This window comes from Celeribacter halophilus, assembly GCF_018860305.1.
GTDB lineage: Bacteria > Pseudomonadota > Alphaproteobacteria > Rhodobacterales > Rhodobacteraceae > Celeribacter > Celeribacter halophilus_A.
On record NZ_JAHKPE010000013.1, the window covers coordinates 399530 to 416359 of the forward strand.

The 16830-nt window shown below is 51.2% G+C and carries 13 protein-coding genes; 7 read left to right on the plus strand and 6 right to left on the minus strand.

Translation table 11 applies throughout. The features are described from left to right. Nucleotides 1-122 precede the first annotated feature (122 nt). Nucleotides 123-2327 (plus strand): GumC family protein, encoded by a 2205-nt coding sequence (locus tag KO492_RS03540; protein ID WP_216043686.1) that lies wholly within the window; start codon nucleotides 123-125, stop codon nucleotides 2325-2327. Nucleotides 2328-2380: 53 nt separating this feature from the next. On the opposite strand, the gene KO492_RS03545 is transcribed toward KO492_RS03540, so the two are convergent. Beyond that, nucleotides 2381-4075: a PQQ-dependent sugar dehydrogenase gene (locus KO492_RS03545; protein ID WP_216043687.1), complete on the minus strand. Its 1695-nt coding sequence runs from the start codon at nucleotides 4073-4075 to the stop codon at nucleotides 2381-2383. 440 nt (nucleotides 4076-4515) lie between these two features. Between KO492_RS03545 and KO492_RS03550 the strand changes: the two genes are divergently transcribed. Further along, nucleotides 4516-5691, plus strand: coding sequence for a Gfo/Idh/MocA family protein (locus KO492_RS03550; RefSeq protein ID WP_216043688.1), 1176 nt, complete (start codon nucleotides 4516-4518; stop codon nucleotides 5689-5691). Nucleotides 5692-5719: 28 nt separating this feature from the next. Here the strand turns inward: KO492_RS03550 and KO492_RS03555 are convergent, their stop codons facing one another. Genes KO492_RS03555 through KO492_RS03570 form a run of 4 tightly spaced genes read right to left on the minus strand, consistent with a single transcriptional unit; the run spans nucleotide 5720 to nucleotide 9996 of the window. Beyond that, on the minus strand, nucleotides 5720-6544 hold the full coding sequence (locus KO492_RS03555) for a sulfotransferase family protein (protein ID WP_216043689.1): 825 nt from the start codon (nucleotides 6542-6544) through the stop codon (nucleotides 5720-5722). A gap of 29 nt (nucleotides 6545-6573) precedes the next feature. After that, nucleotides 6574-7755, minus strand: a complete 1182-nt coding sequence (locus tag KO492_RS03560; protein WP_216043690.1) for a hypothetical protein — start codon at nucleotides 7753-7755, stop codon at nucleotides 6574-6576. A 1-nt stretch (nucleotide 7756) separates the two neighbouring features. Further along, a complete protein-coding gene (locus tag KO492_RS03565) occupies nucleotides 7757-8791 on the minus strand; it encodes a glycosyltransferase family 2 protein (protein WP_216043691.1) in 1035 nt (344 codons plus the stop codon). Then, the gene (locus KO492_RS03570) at nucleotides 8785-9996 is read right to left on the minus strand and encodes a glycosyltransferase (protein WP_216043692.1); all 1212 of its coding nucleotides are present in this window, start codon (nucleotides 9994-9996) and stop codon (nucleotides 8785-8787) included. Before KO492_RS03570 ends, KO492_RS03565 begins: the two co-directional genes overlap by 7 nt. 129 nt (nucleotides 9997-10125) lie before the next feature. Between KO492_RS03570 and KO492_RS03575 the strand changes: the two genes are divergently transcribed. Continuing rightward, a complete protein-coding gene (locus tag KO492_RS03575; RefSeq protein WP_216043693.1) occupies nucleotides 10126-11502 on the plus strand; it encodes a polysaccharide biosynthesis/export family protein in 1377 nt (458 codons plus the stop codon). A gap of 69 nt (nucleotides 11503-11571) precedes the next feature. On the opposite strand, the gene KO492_RS03580 is transcribed toward KO492_RS03575, so the two are convergent. Beyond that, nucleotides 11572-12510: a glycosyltransferase family 2 protein gene (locus KO492_RS03580; RefSeq protein WP_216043694.1), complete on the minus strand. Its 939-nt coding sequence runs from the start codon at nucleotides 12508-12510 to the stop codon at nucleotides 11572-11574. Between the two features lie 69 nt (nucleotides 12511-12579). Between KO492_RS03580 and KO492_RS03585 the strand changes: the two genes are divergently transcribed. From KO492_RS03585 to KO492_RS03600, 4 genes are all read left to right on the plus strand, one after another. Further along, nucleotides 12580-13455: a family 16 glycosylhydrolase gene (locus tag KO492_RS03585; protein ID WP_216043695.1), complete on the plus strand. Its 876-nt coding sequence runs from the start codon at nucleotides 12580-12582 to the stop codon at nucleotides 13453-13455. 2 nt (nucleotides 13456-13457) lie between these two features. After that, entirely contained in the window at nucleotides 13458-14456 is a 999-nt protein-coding gene (locus KO492_RS03590; RefSeq protein ID WP_216043696.1) for a glycosyltransferase family 2 protein, read from the plus strand. Between the two features lie 298 nt (nucleotides 14457-14754). After that, on the plus strand, nucleotides 14755-15714 hold the full coding sequence (locus tag KO492_RS03595) for a glycosyltransferase (protein ID WP_216043697.1): 960 nt from the start codon (nucleotides 14755-14757) through the stop codon (nucleotides 15712-15714). Further along, nucleotides 15711-16706 (plus strand): glycosyltransferase, encoded by a 996-nt coding sequence (locus KO492_RS03600; protein WP_216043698.1) that lies wholly within the window; start codon nucleotides 15711-15713, stop codon nucleotides 16704-16706. Before KO492_RS03595 ends, KO492_RS03600 begins: the two co-directional genes overlap by 4 nt. The last annotated feature ends 124 nt before the right edge of the window (nucleotides 16707-16830 follow it).

The window sequence follows — 16830 nt, forward strand, 5'->3', positions numbered from 1 at the left end:
TGATCGGGCGCACATGAATGAGAACATTGTTGGCAACGCTCACTGCAGACTTCGTGATAGAGAGTGCACTGTGTTTTTTATAGTTGTGCCCGAACTTGGTTTTGGGCTTGGGGGTTTTGAGTATGAATCAGCAAAGTAGTGTCCGGACGGTCCCAGCGAACGAACATGTACCGTTCCGGGACAACGTTCCAGCCAAGATGCGCTTGCAAGATTTGATCTTGCTGCTGAAAAACGGGCGCAGAACTGTTTTGGGTTTTACGGCGACGGCTATCTTCCTCACAGGGCTGTTGTTGTTGAATGCGACGCCGCGCTATGTGGCGATCTCTCAGATGCTTCTCGGGGAGCAGGGCTTGATTGCGCGCAACAGTTTTGATCTGGTGGAGGAGCAACAGAATTTAACAAATTCTGTAATCGAAGGGGAGCTTGCAGTTTTACGCTCCAATGTGCTTTTGCATCGGGTTGCTGAACGGCTTGAGTTGGAAAATATTCCGGAATTCAATCCGGATATTCTGGATCAAGAGAAATCACCTTCATTTGTTGACGGCGTTAAAGTCTGGGTGAAGTCGCTTCTAACAGATTCCGATTTGGATATTGATGCTGAGGTTGAAGACTTGCCGAGCCAGATATCTGTGGCCGCTTCGGCAAGTGAATCGCAGTTAGGAGAATATAAGGACATTGTCAGCAAATTGCGGCGTTCTTTTTCAGTGCGCCAGCAAGGCACGTCCTATGTGGTTCAGGTGACGGCAGAATCAGAAGATCCGGAACTGGCAGCTGCGCTCTCCAATACCCTCATGGACGAATATGTGAAATTCCTGACAGACAAGCGGTTCGACTCTGCGCGTGAATTCACGCACTGGTTGGAGACGCGGGTGACGGATCTAGCGGTGACACTTGAAGAGTCAGAACGAGCGGTTGTGGACTATCGGGCAAGAATGGAAGCCGATGCGGACAACCGGTCCCGTTTGGATCAACAGATGACGGAATTGACGTCTCGTTTGGTGCAACAGCGATCCGAACTTGCCCAAATCACGGCTCTGAGAGACAAGATGGAATCGACGCTTGAAGAGCAGGGGCCTTTGGCTGCCCAACTTTTCTCATCCTCCGAGGAAATGGTTGAATACCGGAGCCAGATGTCGAGCCTCAAGCAGCGCGAAGCCAATGCAGTCGGACGCTTTGGTGAAGATTCTGCCCAAGTGATTTCTATTCGACGCACTATCGGGCAACTTGAAGACGCGATGGAGACCGAGGTTCGGCGCGAACTGGATCGGTTGGAAAACCAGCGCGAAGTACTGACCGTTGTGGTGGGCTCGATGGACAATTCTCTGGCCGAATTGTCTCGGTTGATGCTCAATCAGTCTGGTGAGGAAATCCAGCTTAGCCAATTGCGACGTGTCGCAGACGCCAATCGCCAAGTATACCAACAGTTTTTGGGGCGATTTAAAGAGTTGAGCGAATTGCAAAGCCTGCAGAACCCTGATGCGGAGATTATCTCCTATGCCAACCCGCCGAGCGCTCCGGTTTATCCGCGCCGCAAGCTCTCCTTGTTGCTTGCTACTTTTGGGGGCGTGTTCCTCGGTGTTGCCTATCTTCTTTTTAGAAACATGTTGCCGAAGAAACTGGCAACTGAGCAGCAATTGGCGCAGGAAACCGGTGTCAGTGTGTATGGTTCAGTAAGAGCTATCAGTGATAATTTCCGCATAACTGATCTCTGCACGGATTTGAACCGTGAGCCGCAAAGTGACCTTGCGAAACAGGCCATGCTATTGGCCAACAATGTTGATATGCGATCCGGAGGTTTCGCCAGAACAATCCTTGTGAACTCGGATGCAGATCGTACAGATCGTCTGAATGTCGTTATTATGCTGGCATGGGCATATGGGCGCATGGGCCGGAATTGCGTGTTCATTGATGCAGATATCCGGGGCGCACAGATGTCGTCAAAATTGGAGTATCTCAAGCCGAAGTCCAATCTGGTAGATGTGATCTATAACAACGGGGATGTTGAGGATGCTTTGACTCGTGTGCCCGATGTCGGAGCGATTTTCATGCCAACCGAGACCATGGCTGGGATTAACCCTTCCGTCGTGTTTGATACAGCAAGATACCAGAATGTGGTGGAGGCTTTACTGGGCGCGGTAGATACAGTCATCATTATGCCTCCGCCCGCAAGTAGCTTTACCGAAGCCTATACTGCGACCGGCGAAATTGATTCAAATCTTTTCGTTGTTCGGGCAGGGACATCAATCGCTGCCGAACTGGAGCATCCTCTCTCCATCGCGCAATCTGCGAATGCGCGTAATTTCGGGTTCATTTTGATGTCCTCATGATCGGGAAAGAGTGTTTGGCTTAATGGTATTGGCTGGCTGCGGGCCAAACTAATTCACATTTCGCATAATGAATTCGCGATTGCCTGTGAGACATTTGCGTCTTCGATGCCGCCCCAACCCATGTTGGTGTCCGGCACTGTGGCGAATGGGTCTGCGATATAGGCGCTGAGAGTTTGCTTGGTCCAAGTGCCGCCAAGTTTGTCCAATGCGCCGGAATACCCCTGAAAGTCGCTGCTGCCCGGTTCGCGGTTGCAAATATTATGCAGAGAAGGCCCCGCACCGTTGTCCACTCCCTCAAGCAGGCTGTGGCACTGCAAACAGGCTGTCATTGTGCTGCTTGCTGCGGCTAGCGTGTTTGTATCTGTGGCATAGGCACTTAACAATTCGTCAAAACGGGCCATAGGGTCAGGTCCTGTGTCCGGTGTCAGGAAAGACAATCGGCGGTCGTCGGTGTAGAGCACAATGGTTCTCCCCCCATGGAGTGCGGCCATGTCGCGAATACGCATGTCGACCTCAATGGGTTCGACATAAACTCCACGTCCATCTTCGACATGCACACGGTGAATTGCGCCGCTGAGCGCGCCGACCAAAATATCTCCGTCCCAAGCGTAATGGAAATTATCGACAGCAAGCGCGGAAGACGGGGCGATAGAAGGTACAAAGGCGATAACGGGTTTGTCATATCCATCGTGGTTGGCATGACGGTCCCGGTTGCCAGCGGGTTGCCGGTTATACTTTGTGCCGTAGCTGACCGCGGGAAAACCGAAATTTGCGCCCTCGAATACCAGATTAAGTTCATCCCCGCCGCGCATCCCGTGATCGGAGACCCAGATCCGCCCGGAAGCATCTACACTGACCCCTTGAGGATTGCGCAGACCTTTGGCCAGTATTGTTTTTTCACCGTTTTCGACATTCACCAAGATCATCTTGCCGTATTCCGCGTCATCCGACTGGCCAAGGGCGTTTTGGAAGTCGAGCCCTTCAAACCTATCGGCCCGTTCATATGCACCAGAGGACCAGACTAAGCGTCCGTCGGGCATACGGTCAATTCGTCCGCCGGCTTCAAGCCCGTACATGCCTTTGCCTGACGTGAATAGTTCAAGGCAAGGTTCTGTTCGCGCAATAATGGTCCAGTCATCCGCATCCGCAGTCCATTTGGTCGGATCATCCCCCTCAACAGGCAAGCGCGCAAGAGCGTTGCCGAAACAGGACTGTTCGGGTAGCCATTCCGTGTAGGACAGCAAGAGATATCCTGTTGATCCTTTATCGTAATAAAATATGTCGTTGAAGCGCATCCAGTTGAAGCTGATCTCGATATTCCCCAGATCTCCCGCTTCGAGCTGGGCCTGAAGTATCTCTCTGTTGTCATGTGGGGGGGCGATATTCAGTTCGTGTACAACATGATCTGTGACGGAGAACATTTTTCCGACGCGATCGGTGACCAGCACTGTGTTCTCACCAAATGTGCTGATACCTCCAGCAAAATCTTTTGCGGCGGCGGGCAGAAAAATTGTTTCCTGTTCAAGAATGACCCGGTTGGTCACTAGACGTTCCGGTTTCGGTGCGGCTCCCGAGTTGAAATAGGAGTTGTACATGCCATTGAGCTTGTAAAACATACGCGCCGGAAAGCTGAACCGGTTTTGCATTTCGGTATTGAGGACGTAACCTGCCCAGATTCCTCCACCGAACAATGCGGCCAAACATGTGGTTCCCACCATGGCCAGCGTCAACATACGCAGTCGTGACATATTTTCCCCCACCAGAAAACTTGTAAATTTACTTCGATCACACTCCAGCTCGAATATACAATGAATTGGTTGCGTCGTGAACTCACACGAAAACACAATGGATGATTGAATTGATTTACCCTCTTAGGGAGCCTCGGATCCGTTATGTTTTTAGGCGTCCTGCACATATGTGATTAATAAGAACCCGATCCATAAAGGACTAAGACCTTTTATTGGGGCCTGTAGATCATTTGCCTCTTATGGGAACTGGACGGAGGTCCACGGAGGTGACTACGATCATTTTGACGAACGGAGCAGGATCATGATGATACTTAGGGGGATCGGGCTATGGTCATCAAATTCTTTTGGGGGAACCGAGCACTTGCCATTCTGAAAGATATGGAGGGCGAGAAGTTATGTGTATTTAACCGGCACATGACGGATGCGCTATGTAAGCGCTGATGTCTGGTTCCGAGCGGTGCAATCCTAAATCGACACAGGCCAAGATCGGAATAGCGTTTCTTGGGTGTGGCTATGTTGCGGATTTATATCAACAGACATTTGACAATCATGCCGACACTCTCTTCTTGTGTGGGGTGTGGGATCAAGATCCAGAGCGCCTTGAAAAGTTTGCGGGATTTTACAATCTCGAGCGATACCATGGTTTTGAGGAGATCCTAGACGATCCGCAGGTTGAAATTGTTGTCAATCTCACCAACCCACATGCACATTTTGAAACGAGCAAGCGTATACTTCACGCCGGAAAGCACGTCTATTCGGAGAAGCCGCTCGCGATGGAGATAGGTCAGGCGCGAGAACTTGTCCGATTGGCCAATGAACAAGGGCTTCAAATAGTGTCTGCGCCGTCTTCGGTGTTAGGCCCTGCGGCCCTAAGGTTGCGGCAAGCCGTTCGAGATAAAGAGCTTGGCACGCCGCGCTTGGTTTATGCGGAAATAGACGAGGGAATGATCCACCGTTTGGGCTATGAAAGCTGGCTAAGTAAATCAGGAGCATTATGGCCGGCGCGTGACGAGTTTTCTACAGGATGCACAGTTGAACATGCAGGCTATATGTTAACATGGTTGGTGGCGATGTTCGGTGCTGTGACGGAAGTCGTCAGCATGTCGCACCTCTGTCTTCCGGATAAGGGGGAAGATACGCCTGAAACATACAAAACCGCAGATTTTTCTTGCGCCCTGTTACGTTTCGAGGCGGGTGTTGTTGCGCGGTTAACCAATTCCATTATTGCGCCGCATGATCATAGATTGCGGATTTTTTGCGATGAGGGAGAACTGTGTGCTCAAGAGGTTTGGGATTTTCATACTGCTGTGGAAGCCTATCCTCTGGCTCTGAGGAAATTTCAGAAACGGGTCGAAAAATATTTAGGTAGGCGCTGGAAGCGCAGGCTGTCCGTGACGAAGAAAAAGACCACCGTATTTGCAAGCGGTGGACATCCGATGGACTTCATGAGGGGCGTCAATAATATGGCTCTTGCTCTGCGAGACGCGCGTTCTACCCGTCTTGGTGGTGAGTTTTCACTTCATATCACAGAGGTCACGCTCGCTATTCAGTTTCCTGAAACCTATGGTACACCTTATGTGCCACAGAGTAGCCCATCGCCTATTGATCTCGTTTGAAATGATTGCAGATTGTGAAAAGTGAAAGTTAACGAAACTCTTCTTGAAATTGCGCCCATTTAGGATTGAATTCCGCTTCAAGCCGCGCTCGCGTCGCCGGGGGTAGTTTTGTGGGTACTTTGAGGGGGCTCCGCAAAGTCCTCTTCCCGAGTGCTATGATCCAGCTTGGCATGAGCATGTTGATCCGGTCGTAGTGTTTCCAACGCCGCAATCGTGCGAGCAGTGCGCAGTCGACGCCTTGGTCTTCCCGTTTGTGCAATGCTTTTTGTGTGTTGACTGTCTCCAAAGGTATTCTGGAAGCATCAACCTCTAGAAATTCAAGTGTCTGAGCGTGAACGGTACTTTTGTCGGATTTATAATCTTCAAGAAACAGCACAAGCAGCTGATCTTCGGAAAAATACTGACGCAGGGTTTCCACGATGGCCCCGTAATCGCTTGTCTCGACAATTTCCGGCCATTTTTCTAACGCTTGGTCGATGGAAATTTCGGTACGCGTATTTGAAAGCATCTGGATATAGTGACTTTCAATCCGGTCGACCGGATTGCGCACCATAAGGATGAGTTTGACGTCAGGTATATGTGTTGCAATCCGTTCTAACGTGCGGTCCACACAATGCGACATGCTGTAGTCCGGGGTGCCTTCCATTAGCAGCGCGCCGTCGGGGGCATCGGTAAAAAGCCCCTTGTACCAACTCATATCCCTTTTGGTGAAAAGGTCGTTGAAGAAATGTGTTTCTTTCTTGGGGTACATGTAAATGTCAGGGTGGCGCATCAGAGCACCACAGAGTGTTGTGGTGCCAGATTTTGGTGTGCCGAAGACGATGGCGTGGGGGAGTAAGCGATTTGTGGCCATGGGGAGGACCTCCTGAAACGTGTTTGGACTCAGGTGCTGGGTTTGGTGGGACTTGTGTTGGATGCGTTGTGATAGGACGATGTGGCGCGATCCACCATTTCGCGCATGACTTCTGGTGGCTCGACGAAGGTGTCACGCGGTAGTGCGGCGAGGGATCGACGCAACTCGATCAAAGGAGATGGATCGTTCAAAAGCCGTTGGATCAAGGGCGTAAAATTCGCTTCGATTGGTTCTGATACGATGAGACCTATGCCGTTTTCATGCAGCCACTTGGCCGTTTGTGTGCCCTCCGGGGCAAAGGCTGGAACGCCGAAATAGCCCCCTTCGTAGATGCGATTGGGTAAGAGCCACAGTGAGTTGAAACCGGCTTCATACCAATCGCCGGCCCAGACCAGATCTACATCGCTATATATCTGGTTCAAATCCTCTGGAGCCCTGTAGCGCCCATGATAGACGATATTGGGGTAGTCGGATATTTCGTCTTCCAAATTTGGAAATACGGAGAGAGCTGGATAGCCTCGCAACACGATGTCCACCCCGGTTGGGAAATGCCGGGCGAGATCCTTAAGCAATTCAATCGATCGTCGACAACGCAAGTTTCCGAACCAGCCGATCCTGAGCCGCCCTGCGCACAAAGGTAACTCATGAACTGGGCGAGGCCCAAAGGCATCGCCCTCTATCAGACGGTTTTCGATTATCATATGTCGGTATTGACCTTTGTAATACCGTCGGAAATGTTCCTCTTCGAAACGTGGTGAGGACACCACGATCAGGTCGCTTTCTTCCACGAGGCGTTTTTCGAACTGTCGGAACATGCGCGCTGAGAGGGAGGTGCCAGCAAGCTTGTGATGAATGTCCAGACATTCATAAACTACAGGGACAGTCTTTCCGAGCCGTTTTCGCACCTTCAGCGCCAAGGCCAGCATGTCCAGATTGCGGGCATAAAACAGATCGGTTTCTTCGAGAATGTCACGTTGCGCCAGAGCCGTGTTCGCTCCGGTGAAGATCGACTTTATTCGATGGATATAGTCATTGTCGCGGGTTTCGCCAAGATCGACCCAATCGAAAGGCACAGGGGTCGCGGCCCCTCGTCTGGGCATGAGGCCTGTGACTTTGAATCCCGCGCGCTGCATAGCTATAGCGCGTCTTCGAACGGCGGAATCTTTAGCGTTATGTCCGAAAAAGGCGATATGTTGAACGTTATGTGACATCTCAGCTTTCCGTATGGCTCATTGCGGATGCTGACTGTGTTTCCCGGCGCGTGAGGTTACGGAATAGTCCGATCAAAAAACCAGATCCCCAAGCCGTGTGCATTGCCGCAAGCGCGGGCAAGGCTATGAGGCCGCATAAGGTCTTGTGCTTTGCCGCGGTTTGGATGGCGACGACGCCGAGAAGTAGAACATAGAACACGGGCCAGATCAGACCTGCAATACTGAAGGGCAGCAGGAGCATCGAAAAGACAAGCAACAAAACATGCACCACGGGAATCATCTGCCTTAGTGCGGGAATGTCTCCGTGTTTCAGGCAGTTCTGGGCCCGTCCGATGCCGTATCTATAGTATTGCCGCCAAAGACCTCCCAAAGTGTCGCGTGGGAAATACCCGATGCGGATGTTTGCATCGAGCCAGATTTTGTGCCGTGAGCCGATTAACCGGCGATCAAACTCTGCATCTTCATTGGCGATGAAACGCGTGTCATAGCCTCCCAATGTGCGAAAAGCATCAAGACGAAAGGCTGCGTGGTGGCCGTGGTCGACAAAACCTGATTTGACACCACCGCGATGGGGAGAACCACCAGCGCCAAGCTTGCTGTCGGCCACAAGAGCCAGACCGCGACGGAAGTAGTTTCCGTCAGGCACGGCATCCATAGGAATCACGATAGATGAAACGTCGGGTTGTCGATCCAGTTCGGTTATCAGTCGGGATATGAAATCGGGCGGATAGGCGGCGTGTGCATCGCAGCGGACAGCGATGTCATATGAGGCGAATTCCGATGCAAGGAGCATGTTCATAGCACATGCCTGTGTGCGTCCGGGATTGTGCCTTAACTCGACATTCGGGAACCGTGTTGAAGCTTTTTCCACAATAGTTTGCGTCCCGTCATCTGAACCTCCATCGGCTACGATCACACGGGTTTGTTGGCCGAAGGTATCTTGCGACAGCAACTGTGTGAGCACGGCGTCGATATGTCGGGCCTCATTCAGGGTCGGAATGAGAACGATTACTCTTTTGGGAAGTGTTTTCACCATGCGTAGGCCTCCAGTGGCAGTGTGCTGCGTTCGGTGACGGATACGTTTGATGCGGAAGCGGTCCGGGGGGGCAATGTAGCGAGCAAGGAGGTGATGGCGAGGGCTTCGGATACCCGACCACTAAGAATTGCCTCTCGTAGGCGCCAGACCGCGCCGCGCGAGATGGCGCATGCCAGAGATTTCCCTGCGACCGAGCGTTTTGAGATGTGCAGTAGCCTTTGCCGTATGTCCTTTTTGAATAATTCCTGCGCACCATGTTTGCCGGCAACTGCACGAATGGCAATTTGACACTCTTCATGGCCCAGCGCGAGATCCGGCTGGAGTGATGCGGCCTCATTGAAATCCTCTAAAGCGGTTTCCCAATCCCGGCGTCTGGCATAGACTGCACCGCGCTGTAGAAGGGCCGCACGCGTTGAAATTTCAGGGTTTGCGCCTTCATACATTGCTTCGTAGAGCGATAGCGGAATGTCGGTGCGGAGGCGTTCAAAGACGAGTTTGTCTGCATCGCGCCAGACATCTTCGGAGGACTTTGCGGCATGTCTTTGCCATGCTGGGCCACGCTCACCGTCATGTTTGCGTTGGAGAAATATAGTGTCCGGTATGATTTCTGCCGGATAGCGCGTCATGAGGCGGACGGTCATATCGTAATCTATGGAGCGTGCAAGATCGACAGAGAACGGGCCGACAGTGTCATAACATTCCCGGCGGACCAGTGTTGCGTTTTGGAAAAAGAAGATATCCTCCAGAACATGCCGTAGAGGGCTGCCCGTGCTCAGGTCGGGCCAATAGCCTGCATTAGTCATTTCAAGCTGGCCACTGTCAGGAGAAACTGAAAACCGTTTATGGCTTCCTGCCGCCAATCCGATTTTAGGTTTCCTATCCAGAATATCGGCAAGTTTTTTTGTTGCATCAGGCAGTGCTATATCATCATCGTCACAAATCCAGATGTAATCACCCTCGGCAAGTTCCATGGCCTGATTTAATGCTGCGGACTTTCCGGCGTTTTCAGCACGGCGGTATTGGATTCTGGCCCCTTCTTTTTTTAGAAAAGGGGCCATGATGTCCAAGGTATTGTCCGTTGATCCATCATCCCATACGATGATTTGTGAGACGGCCCTTTTTTGCTGCAAAATCCCGTTTAGAGCTTCGGCGAGAAGTTCCCCGCGGTTAAAAGTGGGTACAAGCGCCGTAATTTGCGCAACCATGACAATCGGTCTCCCTTACTCGTTAACTAGATGACCTCAGACCTGTTGTATTATACCTAAAAGGTGACAAAGATGCATCTCCTTGCTCTCACGACAGACCAACAGAGGCGTGGGGGGCGTGGAGCAATCGTGCTACTGCGCGTTTTCTATGCTCTTTCTATTAGTTTGCTCACATTTGCACCTCTTTCCGCTCAATCCATAGACCCGCCGTTGCCGGCGACACAGGCCAACGTCTCTGAGGGAGGTAGAGCGAAAAACGGAGCGGATCCGGAGCCAAACTCCCTCGGAGATTTCTCTCAAGGATCAGATTTTTCAAGCCAAGCTTTTTTGGGCGCTGGGGATCAAGTTGAACTGAGTGTCGTGATTTGGGGTGATACAGAACTCGAATACAGAATTTGGGAACCTGTTTCCGGCATCTATACGGTTTCGGCCAATGGAAGTCTGACCCTGCCGTTGGTCGGGTCCATTCCTGCAATTCGACTTTCTCGAGCGGAACTGAGCCGCAAGATTGCGGCTATTCTCCACACTCGTGCCCAATTGGTTGAACCGCCAGTGGTCACTATGAATGTTGTGACTTATGCTCCCTTTTTTGTTTTGGGTGATGTCGCCCGTCCTGGTGCCTTTGAAGCCCGACCGGAGCGAACCGTCTATCAAGCGTTTGCTCTCGCTGGCGGCACTCCTCGTATCACGGGAGGATTGGATGTGAATGTACGGAGCCTGATGGTCGATAGCGGGGTCTTGGCGCAGTTGCATCGTGAAATCGTACGTGCGCAGGCCTCTGAGGCACGTTATCTGGCTATGCTGAATGGGGTGGAGGTGACCGATCTTCCTGAGCCTGTGCAGCATCCTGATGGGGCGGCTGCATTGGATCGCCTGATCGAAGGTGAGCAACTGCAATTGAACGCGCGCCGTGATGCTATGGCGCTTGAGGTGAAGAACCTTGAAGGTTTGAAAACGCTTCTGGACACTGAAATCGCGAGCCTTGAAGAAAAGCTAGACGGACTTTCGGTGCAGATTTCTTTGGCGCAGGAAAACCTTGATAACATGCTGGCCCTGAAAGAGAGCGGTCTTGCGCGCTCGGTGCAAATTCGTGATGCACAGGAGGCCTTGTTTGAGGTGAAAAGCCAACAGATCGACATTGAAACCGGGATCTATAGGGCGCGCCAACGTAAACAGGAAACGGATCGGGATATTTTAGCCTTGCGGTCGCACGACAAGGTCGAGGCGGCGCGTGAGCTTCAGGTTCTTCAGGGCAAAATGGAAGAACTACGGCTGCGCCGTGCCACTTATGCGATTTTGGTCGAGGCTTCCGGGGGTGAGGCCTCGATATTGGTGGATCAGGCCGTGACATATTATTTCTTGACCCGAAAAGAAGATATGACGAGAGAGCTTCAGGTTCTGCCGGATACCGTGATCGGTCGGGGAGATGTGTTGCGTGTAGAACGCGTTTTTCCGGAGCCAATGAAACAAACAGACTCTTTGTCTCGTGTCGATGCGTTAAAGTAGTCGAGGTCTGTTGCCGCCAATCCCGAGTTGTCGGTTGCGCATAAATCTACATGGGCGGAATAACGGGGCTTATCGGCTAAGGGTGCGTTTTCTGGTGGCTTCCGCCAGCTTTTCCGCGACCAGCCTGCAAGCTTTTGGTGTCTTGATCATATTTTTTAATGCAGTGAGGAACTGGCGTTTTTTAAGATGACACATCGTTGTTTCCGCGGCTAACAGCATTTCGAGATAATAGCGGCGGCTCTCGATCTGTCGGGCGAGTTCCTCTGACGCTGTAGGTAGAACCTTGGAAGCGAGCGCCGCATCAGCCGCGAGGAGTGCTTTGATATAGTCGGGTGGTAGAGTTGCAGACAGCGATCCTTCCACCTGTCGATAGAGGTAATCGGGATCCGGTGAAATAATGACCTTTGCGCCTTCCGCTATAGCTGCAGCAATGATGTGGTAATCTTCACTGTTCCTCAGTGTCAGATCGTATCGGAGGTTATTTTCAAGGAGATATTTACGCCGAAACAAGGGTTTGAGATAACCGAGAGATTTCTCGTCTGCCGTCATTTGATTGCCAGCTATGTAGTCTTCAAGGCTAAGACTTTTCTGCGGGTCGATGCTTTCTGGATCGAGGAAAGCTTCGCCGTTTAGCGGGCTGCCATCTGAACCTACCGGCATGAAATTCCCGAGCACAATATCTGCCTGTGCTGCCTTGCCGCAGGCAATCATCCTGCTTAGTCGTTCCGGCTGCATTTCGTCATCGGCATCCAGAACCGCGATCCAATTGCCGCGAGCTTCTTCGATTGCGATGTTTCGTGCCGCAGAGGGGCCGCCATTCTGTGGCATTTTGAAATAGCGGACATCCGGGATTTCTCGCACGATTTGACAGGTATTATCCTGTGACGCGTCATCGACGACAATTATATCCGGCGTGATGCCTCTTTGGGCTCGTGCAGATGCTATACTCTTAGGCAAAAAACGCTCGGCGTTATATGCCGCAATCATAATCGTGGTATGCAGGCTCATGAACGCTTCCCTGCTTGAACAGCTGTGTTACCTTTAAAACTTGTAATGTAATTGTTAGGGGGTGTGGGTATGCCAGACAAACTGTTCTTTCAATGTGGCCGGAAATTCACGTATTCAGGCATGATTTCGCCACTTTTTTGGTGCGCAACGTCGATTGCACAAAGCGCGGCAGCGCAAGATGTCACTGAATTACAGGGTAACCTGCCTCCAACCGGTGGTTTTTTTCAACTTTTTGAAACGGCGCAGGCATTAGATACTTTTTATCAGTCACATTTCGATTTCGGCGGAGAACGGATGGTGACAGGGTATCGTCGGGACCGCATTACGTATGACGCCGGTAGAAAGGAGCTTGTTCTGAGCCTTGCTCCGGCACCAGATGGTGAAGAAAAAGATTTCTGGGGCGCGGAAGTGCAGCGCGACGGAGGGCATGGCTACGGTGACTACGAGGTGGTTATGCAGCCTGCTAAAGCAAGTGGTGTTGTATCGTCCTTCTTCACTTACACGGGGGGGCAGTTCGATGATCCCCATCATGAGATCGACATAGAATTTCTTGGAAAGGATACCACCAAGCTCTACGCAAATCTCTTTTACGAAGGAGAGCAAATGCCGGGGCGAAATATTCCGCTTGGCTTTGATGCCGCAGAGGGGCTGCATCTTTACCGCTTTGAGTGGCGCCCCGAGGGTGTGCGTTGGTTCGCCGACGGGAGCGAGATATTTTATGCTGCGGCAAGTGAGACACCTATCCCTTCATTTAGGGGAAAGCTTTTTGCCAGCATATGGGCCGTGACCGAGCCACAGGCACCTTGGGCCGGAGCTGTCGATCCCGCCACAAACGTCAAGGCGCGTTATGCTTGTATGTCTTTTGTCCCAGTGGGGAGTAACGGTCAGGAATGTCACGATTATAGTCCATGGGGGGACGGCTCTGTGGTGAATGAGGAGGGCTGATTGTGCTGTTGGATTCACAAGAAAGTACGAAGCCTGTACCACCATTCGACATTTCAGTGATTATAGCTGCCTATAAGTGTACCGATACCCTTGAACGTGCTGTTACTTCTGCACTTGACCAGCCTGGTGTGAATGTTGAGGTAATCATCGTGGATGATGCGTCTCCTGATGGAACCTTGCGTTTGGCCAAGGAACTGGAGAAACGGCACGAAAATGTCATTGCGATGACAACGGGCAGGAATAGAGGTCCGGCAGCGGCGCGAAATCTTGCGCTTTATCATGCGCAAGGAGAGTATGTCACAATTCTGGACAGCGATGACTTTATGGCGCGAGGGCGCCTTGCGAGCCTGCTCAGGCAGGCCAGATCTTTACACGCAACCTTTCTTGCCGATGATCTCTACAAGGTAGAAGAAGGGAATGAAAACGGCCCTCCCGTACGCTTGCTTCAACTTCCTGAAGTGGGAACGGAGAGTTTTTCTGTTGATTTGACCGAATTTGTCCGTGGAAACATGACCACTTACAACGGTGCACGTGGAGAGATGGGTTTTTTGAAGCCATTGATCGAACGTGACTTTTTAGAAAAACATAATCTGCGATATCACGAAGATATGCGATTGGGCGAAGATTTTGCGCTTTATGCAGAGGCGCTGTTAGCTGGAGCGCGGTTTAGTATTGTCGGACCAGCTGGGTATTTTGCCGTTGTACGTCCGGAGTCCTTGAGTGGTTCACATAGTGTCGCTGATCTACGTGCGCTGAGCTATCGGATTAAAGAGCTGCGTGATGGAACAAAGGGGGCAGCTCGCACCGCGTTGCAGGCTCTTTGGATTGATACCATGAAACGATACAGTTGGGCGCGATTGATTGATGCAGTTAAAGCGCATGACCTGTCGGAGATTGCAGTTTGTTTCAAAGTCCCTACAAGTGTTTTTGTGTATTTGATCCGTTGTTTGGTTGAACAGTTTGTGTTGCGTACACTTAGATTGTTTGGACGGAAGGTCTGAAACGAACTTTTTCCTGAAAAAGTATCTTGTGGGAGGAGAGCGTTCCAGAGCGTCAGCTGTCCGTAAGTGCTTTTTTTTTGTGCTTTTGTGAGGGGGGACGCCAGCTTGTCAGGTCTCTGCTAGGGCGTGATGTCAAACTGTTGTATCCTTGACGTCGAAAACAGTCAGATGTTTGGTGTAAGTTTGAGGCTGATATTGTGCCTCTGATGTCTGATGCTGGCCTTTTGTGTGCGGGTTATATGGTTAAAGGGTAGGGGGTCTACGGTGCTGTATAAATTTTCTAAATACGGTGTGGGTAATGATTGAAAAGACATCTGGGCAAGAACATGCAACCTTGGACAGCCATCTCATTACGATTGGTATTTGTACTTTTCGGCGATTGGAGGTCTTTGAAACTCTGGCTTCGATCGGAAAGCAAACTCTACCGGATGGCTATCGTATTGAAGTGATTGTTGCTGACAATGACGATGTGCCCAATCTTACCTCAAGGGTCGAAGAGACTGCGACAGAGACCGGTCTCGATATTCGGTATTGCCACGCTCCTGCACGGAATATCGCGATTGCCCGAAACGCATGCCTTGAGGCTGCACGCGGCGAGGCATTGATCTTTATAGATGATGATGAAACCGCCGATCCGGATTGGTTGGAAAATATGATCCGCAGTTGGAGGCATTCTGGTGCAAGTGTGGTGTTTGGCCCATCATATGCCATCTACCCTGAACAAGCACCGGATTGGATGGTTGAAAACGACGTCCATTCCAACATTCCTCAGGACCGGAATGGTGTCGTGGAGACCGGCTATAGCTGCAATGTTCTGTTGGATTTACGCAATCCTCAGGTGCGGAAAACCCGTTTCGAAGAAGCTTTCGGACGGACAGGGGGCGAGGATACGGATTTCTTTTTTCGCCTGCATCGACATGGTGTTGAAATGGCAATTACGATGGAAGCCATTGTGCGCGAACCCGTTGCGGCAAAGCGTATGTCTACATCATGGTTAATGCGGCGTCGTTTCAGCACAGGACAGAGCTATGGCCATTGTGTGACCTCTGCCGGACGGGTTTCCTCCAGTGCAGATAGAGTGAGACTGGCAGTGAAATCTGTGTTGAAATCTCTCTATTGCTGGCTGCGGTCTGGTCTGTCGGTATTCAAGAAAAGCAAATGTCGGTTTTGGATTATGCGCGGCATTTTTCATGCCGGAGTGGCTAGCGGTGCCTTGGTCCGCCCGAAAACGTATTATTACGGTGGAGATGAGGCATGACACGGCAGCGCACAATCGCTTTGTTTTATGACGGGTACGAAACTCAAGCCAACGACGGTCCACTAGGACGCACAAAGTCTTTTCTCCGAAAATCCATGCGCCAGACTTATCGCCGGGCCCGAAACCTGCAGCCCTACACGGGGTTTTACACAGCTTTTCTAAATCTCAGACGTAGTCTGGAGAGCAGCGGCATCAAGGTCCGGGTGAATGACTTTTCATACGCGCGGGCTAACCCGAATATGCCGATAGGCATCACGGGTTTTCGATCTGTTTACGACAAGGTTCGCTTGCCCAATCCTGCTATGTTTGGCCCAGGAGAAGTGCCGGTTCCAAGTGATACGCCACGCGTTGTGCGCGACTGCAACCTACAGATCGTGACGCAACCTTCCGAGTGGTATTGTAAATTATGGAGACCAGTTCTTGGGGATATGGTTAAGCCGATGTTCGTGGGGATCGATACCGAAAAGTGGCCGGATCTTTCGTGGCAAGCAAAAGATATTGATGTGCTCATTTATGACAAGATCCGATGGCATTATGATGAACGCAAGGCGGATTTGCTTGATCCTCTATTGGCGCATCTTGAAAGCCGGGGGATGAGCTACCTTGTGCTACGGTACGGGTCCCATCATTTGCGCCAGTTTCGCGCAGCACTGGCACGTGCGCGTTCCATGGCTTTCTTGTGTGAACATGAAACGCAAGGGTTGGCCTATCAGGAAGCCATGTGCTCCGGTGTGCCGATATTTGCTTGGGATGAGCGCCAGCTTGTATGTCCGCATGAGATAAAGATTGCCCCTGCGGGTATTGAAGTGTCTTCAGTACCTTATTTCGATGATCGTTGTGGCGTTCGGTTCAAGAAACGGGACATGATCGCCGCATTTGACCAGTTTTGGGAGGTTCACAGTCATTACACTCCGCGCGACTATGTATGCGAGAACCTTTCTCTAAAGGCCGGGGCGCAACGTTATCTGGAATTGTTTGATACGCTGGGTTGAAGGCAATTATAACCGCTTTACCTGTTGATTTCCGCTGAGACGTGACCCGGTAGACCGCAAATTTTTCACTGAGAATTGACCCATGTGAACATGATATCCCTGACGGCTTTATTCAGGGAGATAT

Coding starts and splice junctions, on each gene's coding strand:
- KO492_RS03540 (WP_216043686.1), top strand. CDS start 123: ATGAATCAGCAAAGTAGTGTCCGGACGGTCCCAGCGAACGAACATGTA.
- KO492_RS03545 (WP_216043687.1), bottom strand. CDS start 4,075: ATGTCACGACTGCGTATGTTGACGCTGGCCATGGTGGGAACCACATGT.
- KO492_RS03550 (WP_216043688.1), top strand. CDS start 4,516: ATGTCTGGTTCCGAGCGGTGCAATCCTAAATCGACACAGGCCAAGATC.
- KO492_RS03555 (WP_216043689.1), bottom strand. CDS start 6,544: ATGGCCACAAATCGCTTACTCCCCCACGCCATCGTCTTCGGCACACCA.
- KO492_RS03560 (WP_216043690.1), bottom strand. CDS start 7,755: ATGTCACATAACGTTCAACATATCGCCTTTTTCGGACATAACGCTAAA.
- KO492_RS03565 (WP_216043691.1), bottom strand. CDS start 8,791: ATGGTGAAAACACTTCCCAAAAGAGTAATCGTTCTCATTCCGACCCTG.
- KO492_RS03570 (WP_216043692.1), bottom strand. CDS start 9,996: ATGGTTGCGCAAATTACGGCGCTTGTACCCACTTTTAACCGCGGGGAA.
- KO492_RS03580 (WP_216043694.1), bottom strand. CDS start 12,510: ATGAGCCTGCATACCACGATTATGATTGCGGCATATAACGCCGAGCGT.
- KO492_RS03585 (WP_216043695.1), top strand. CDS start 12,580: ATGCCAGACAAACTGTTCTTTCAATGTGGCCGGAAATTCACGTATTCA.
- KO492_RS03595 (WP_216043697.1), top strand. CDS start 14,755: ATGATTGAAAAGACATCTGGGCAAGAACATGCAACCTTGGACAGCCAT.
- KO492_RS03600 (WP_216043698.1), top strand. CDS start 15,711: ATGACACGGCAGCGCACAATCGCTTTGTTTTATGACGGGTACGAAACT.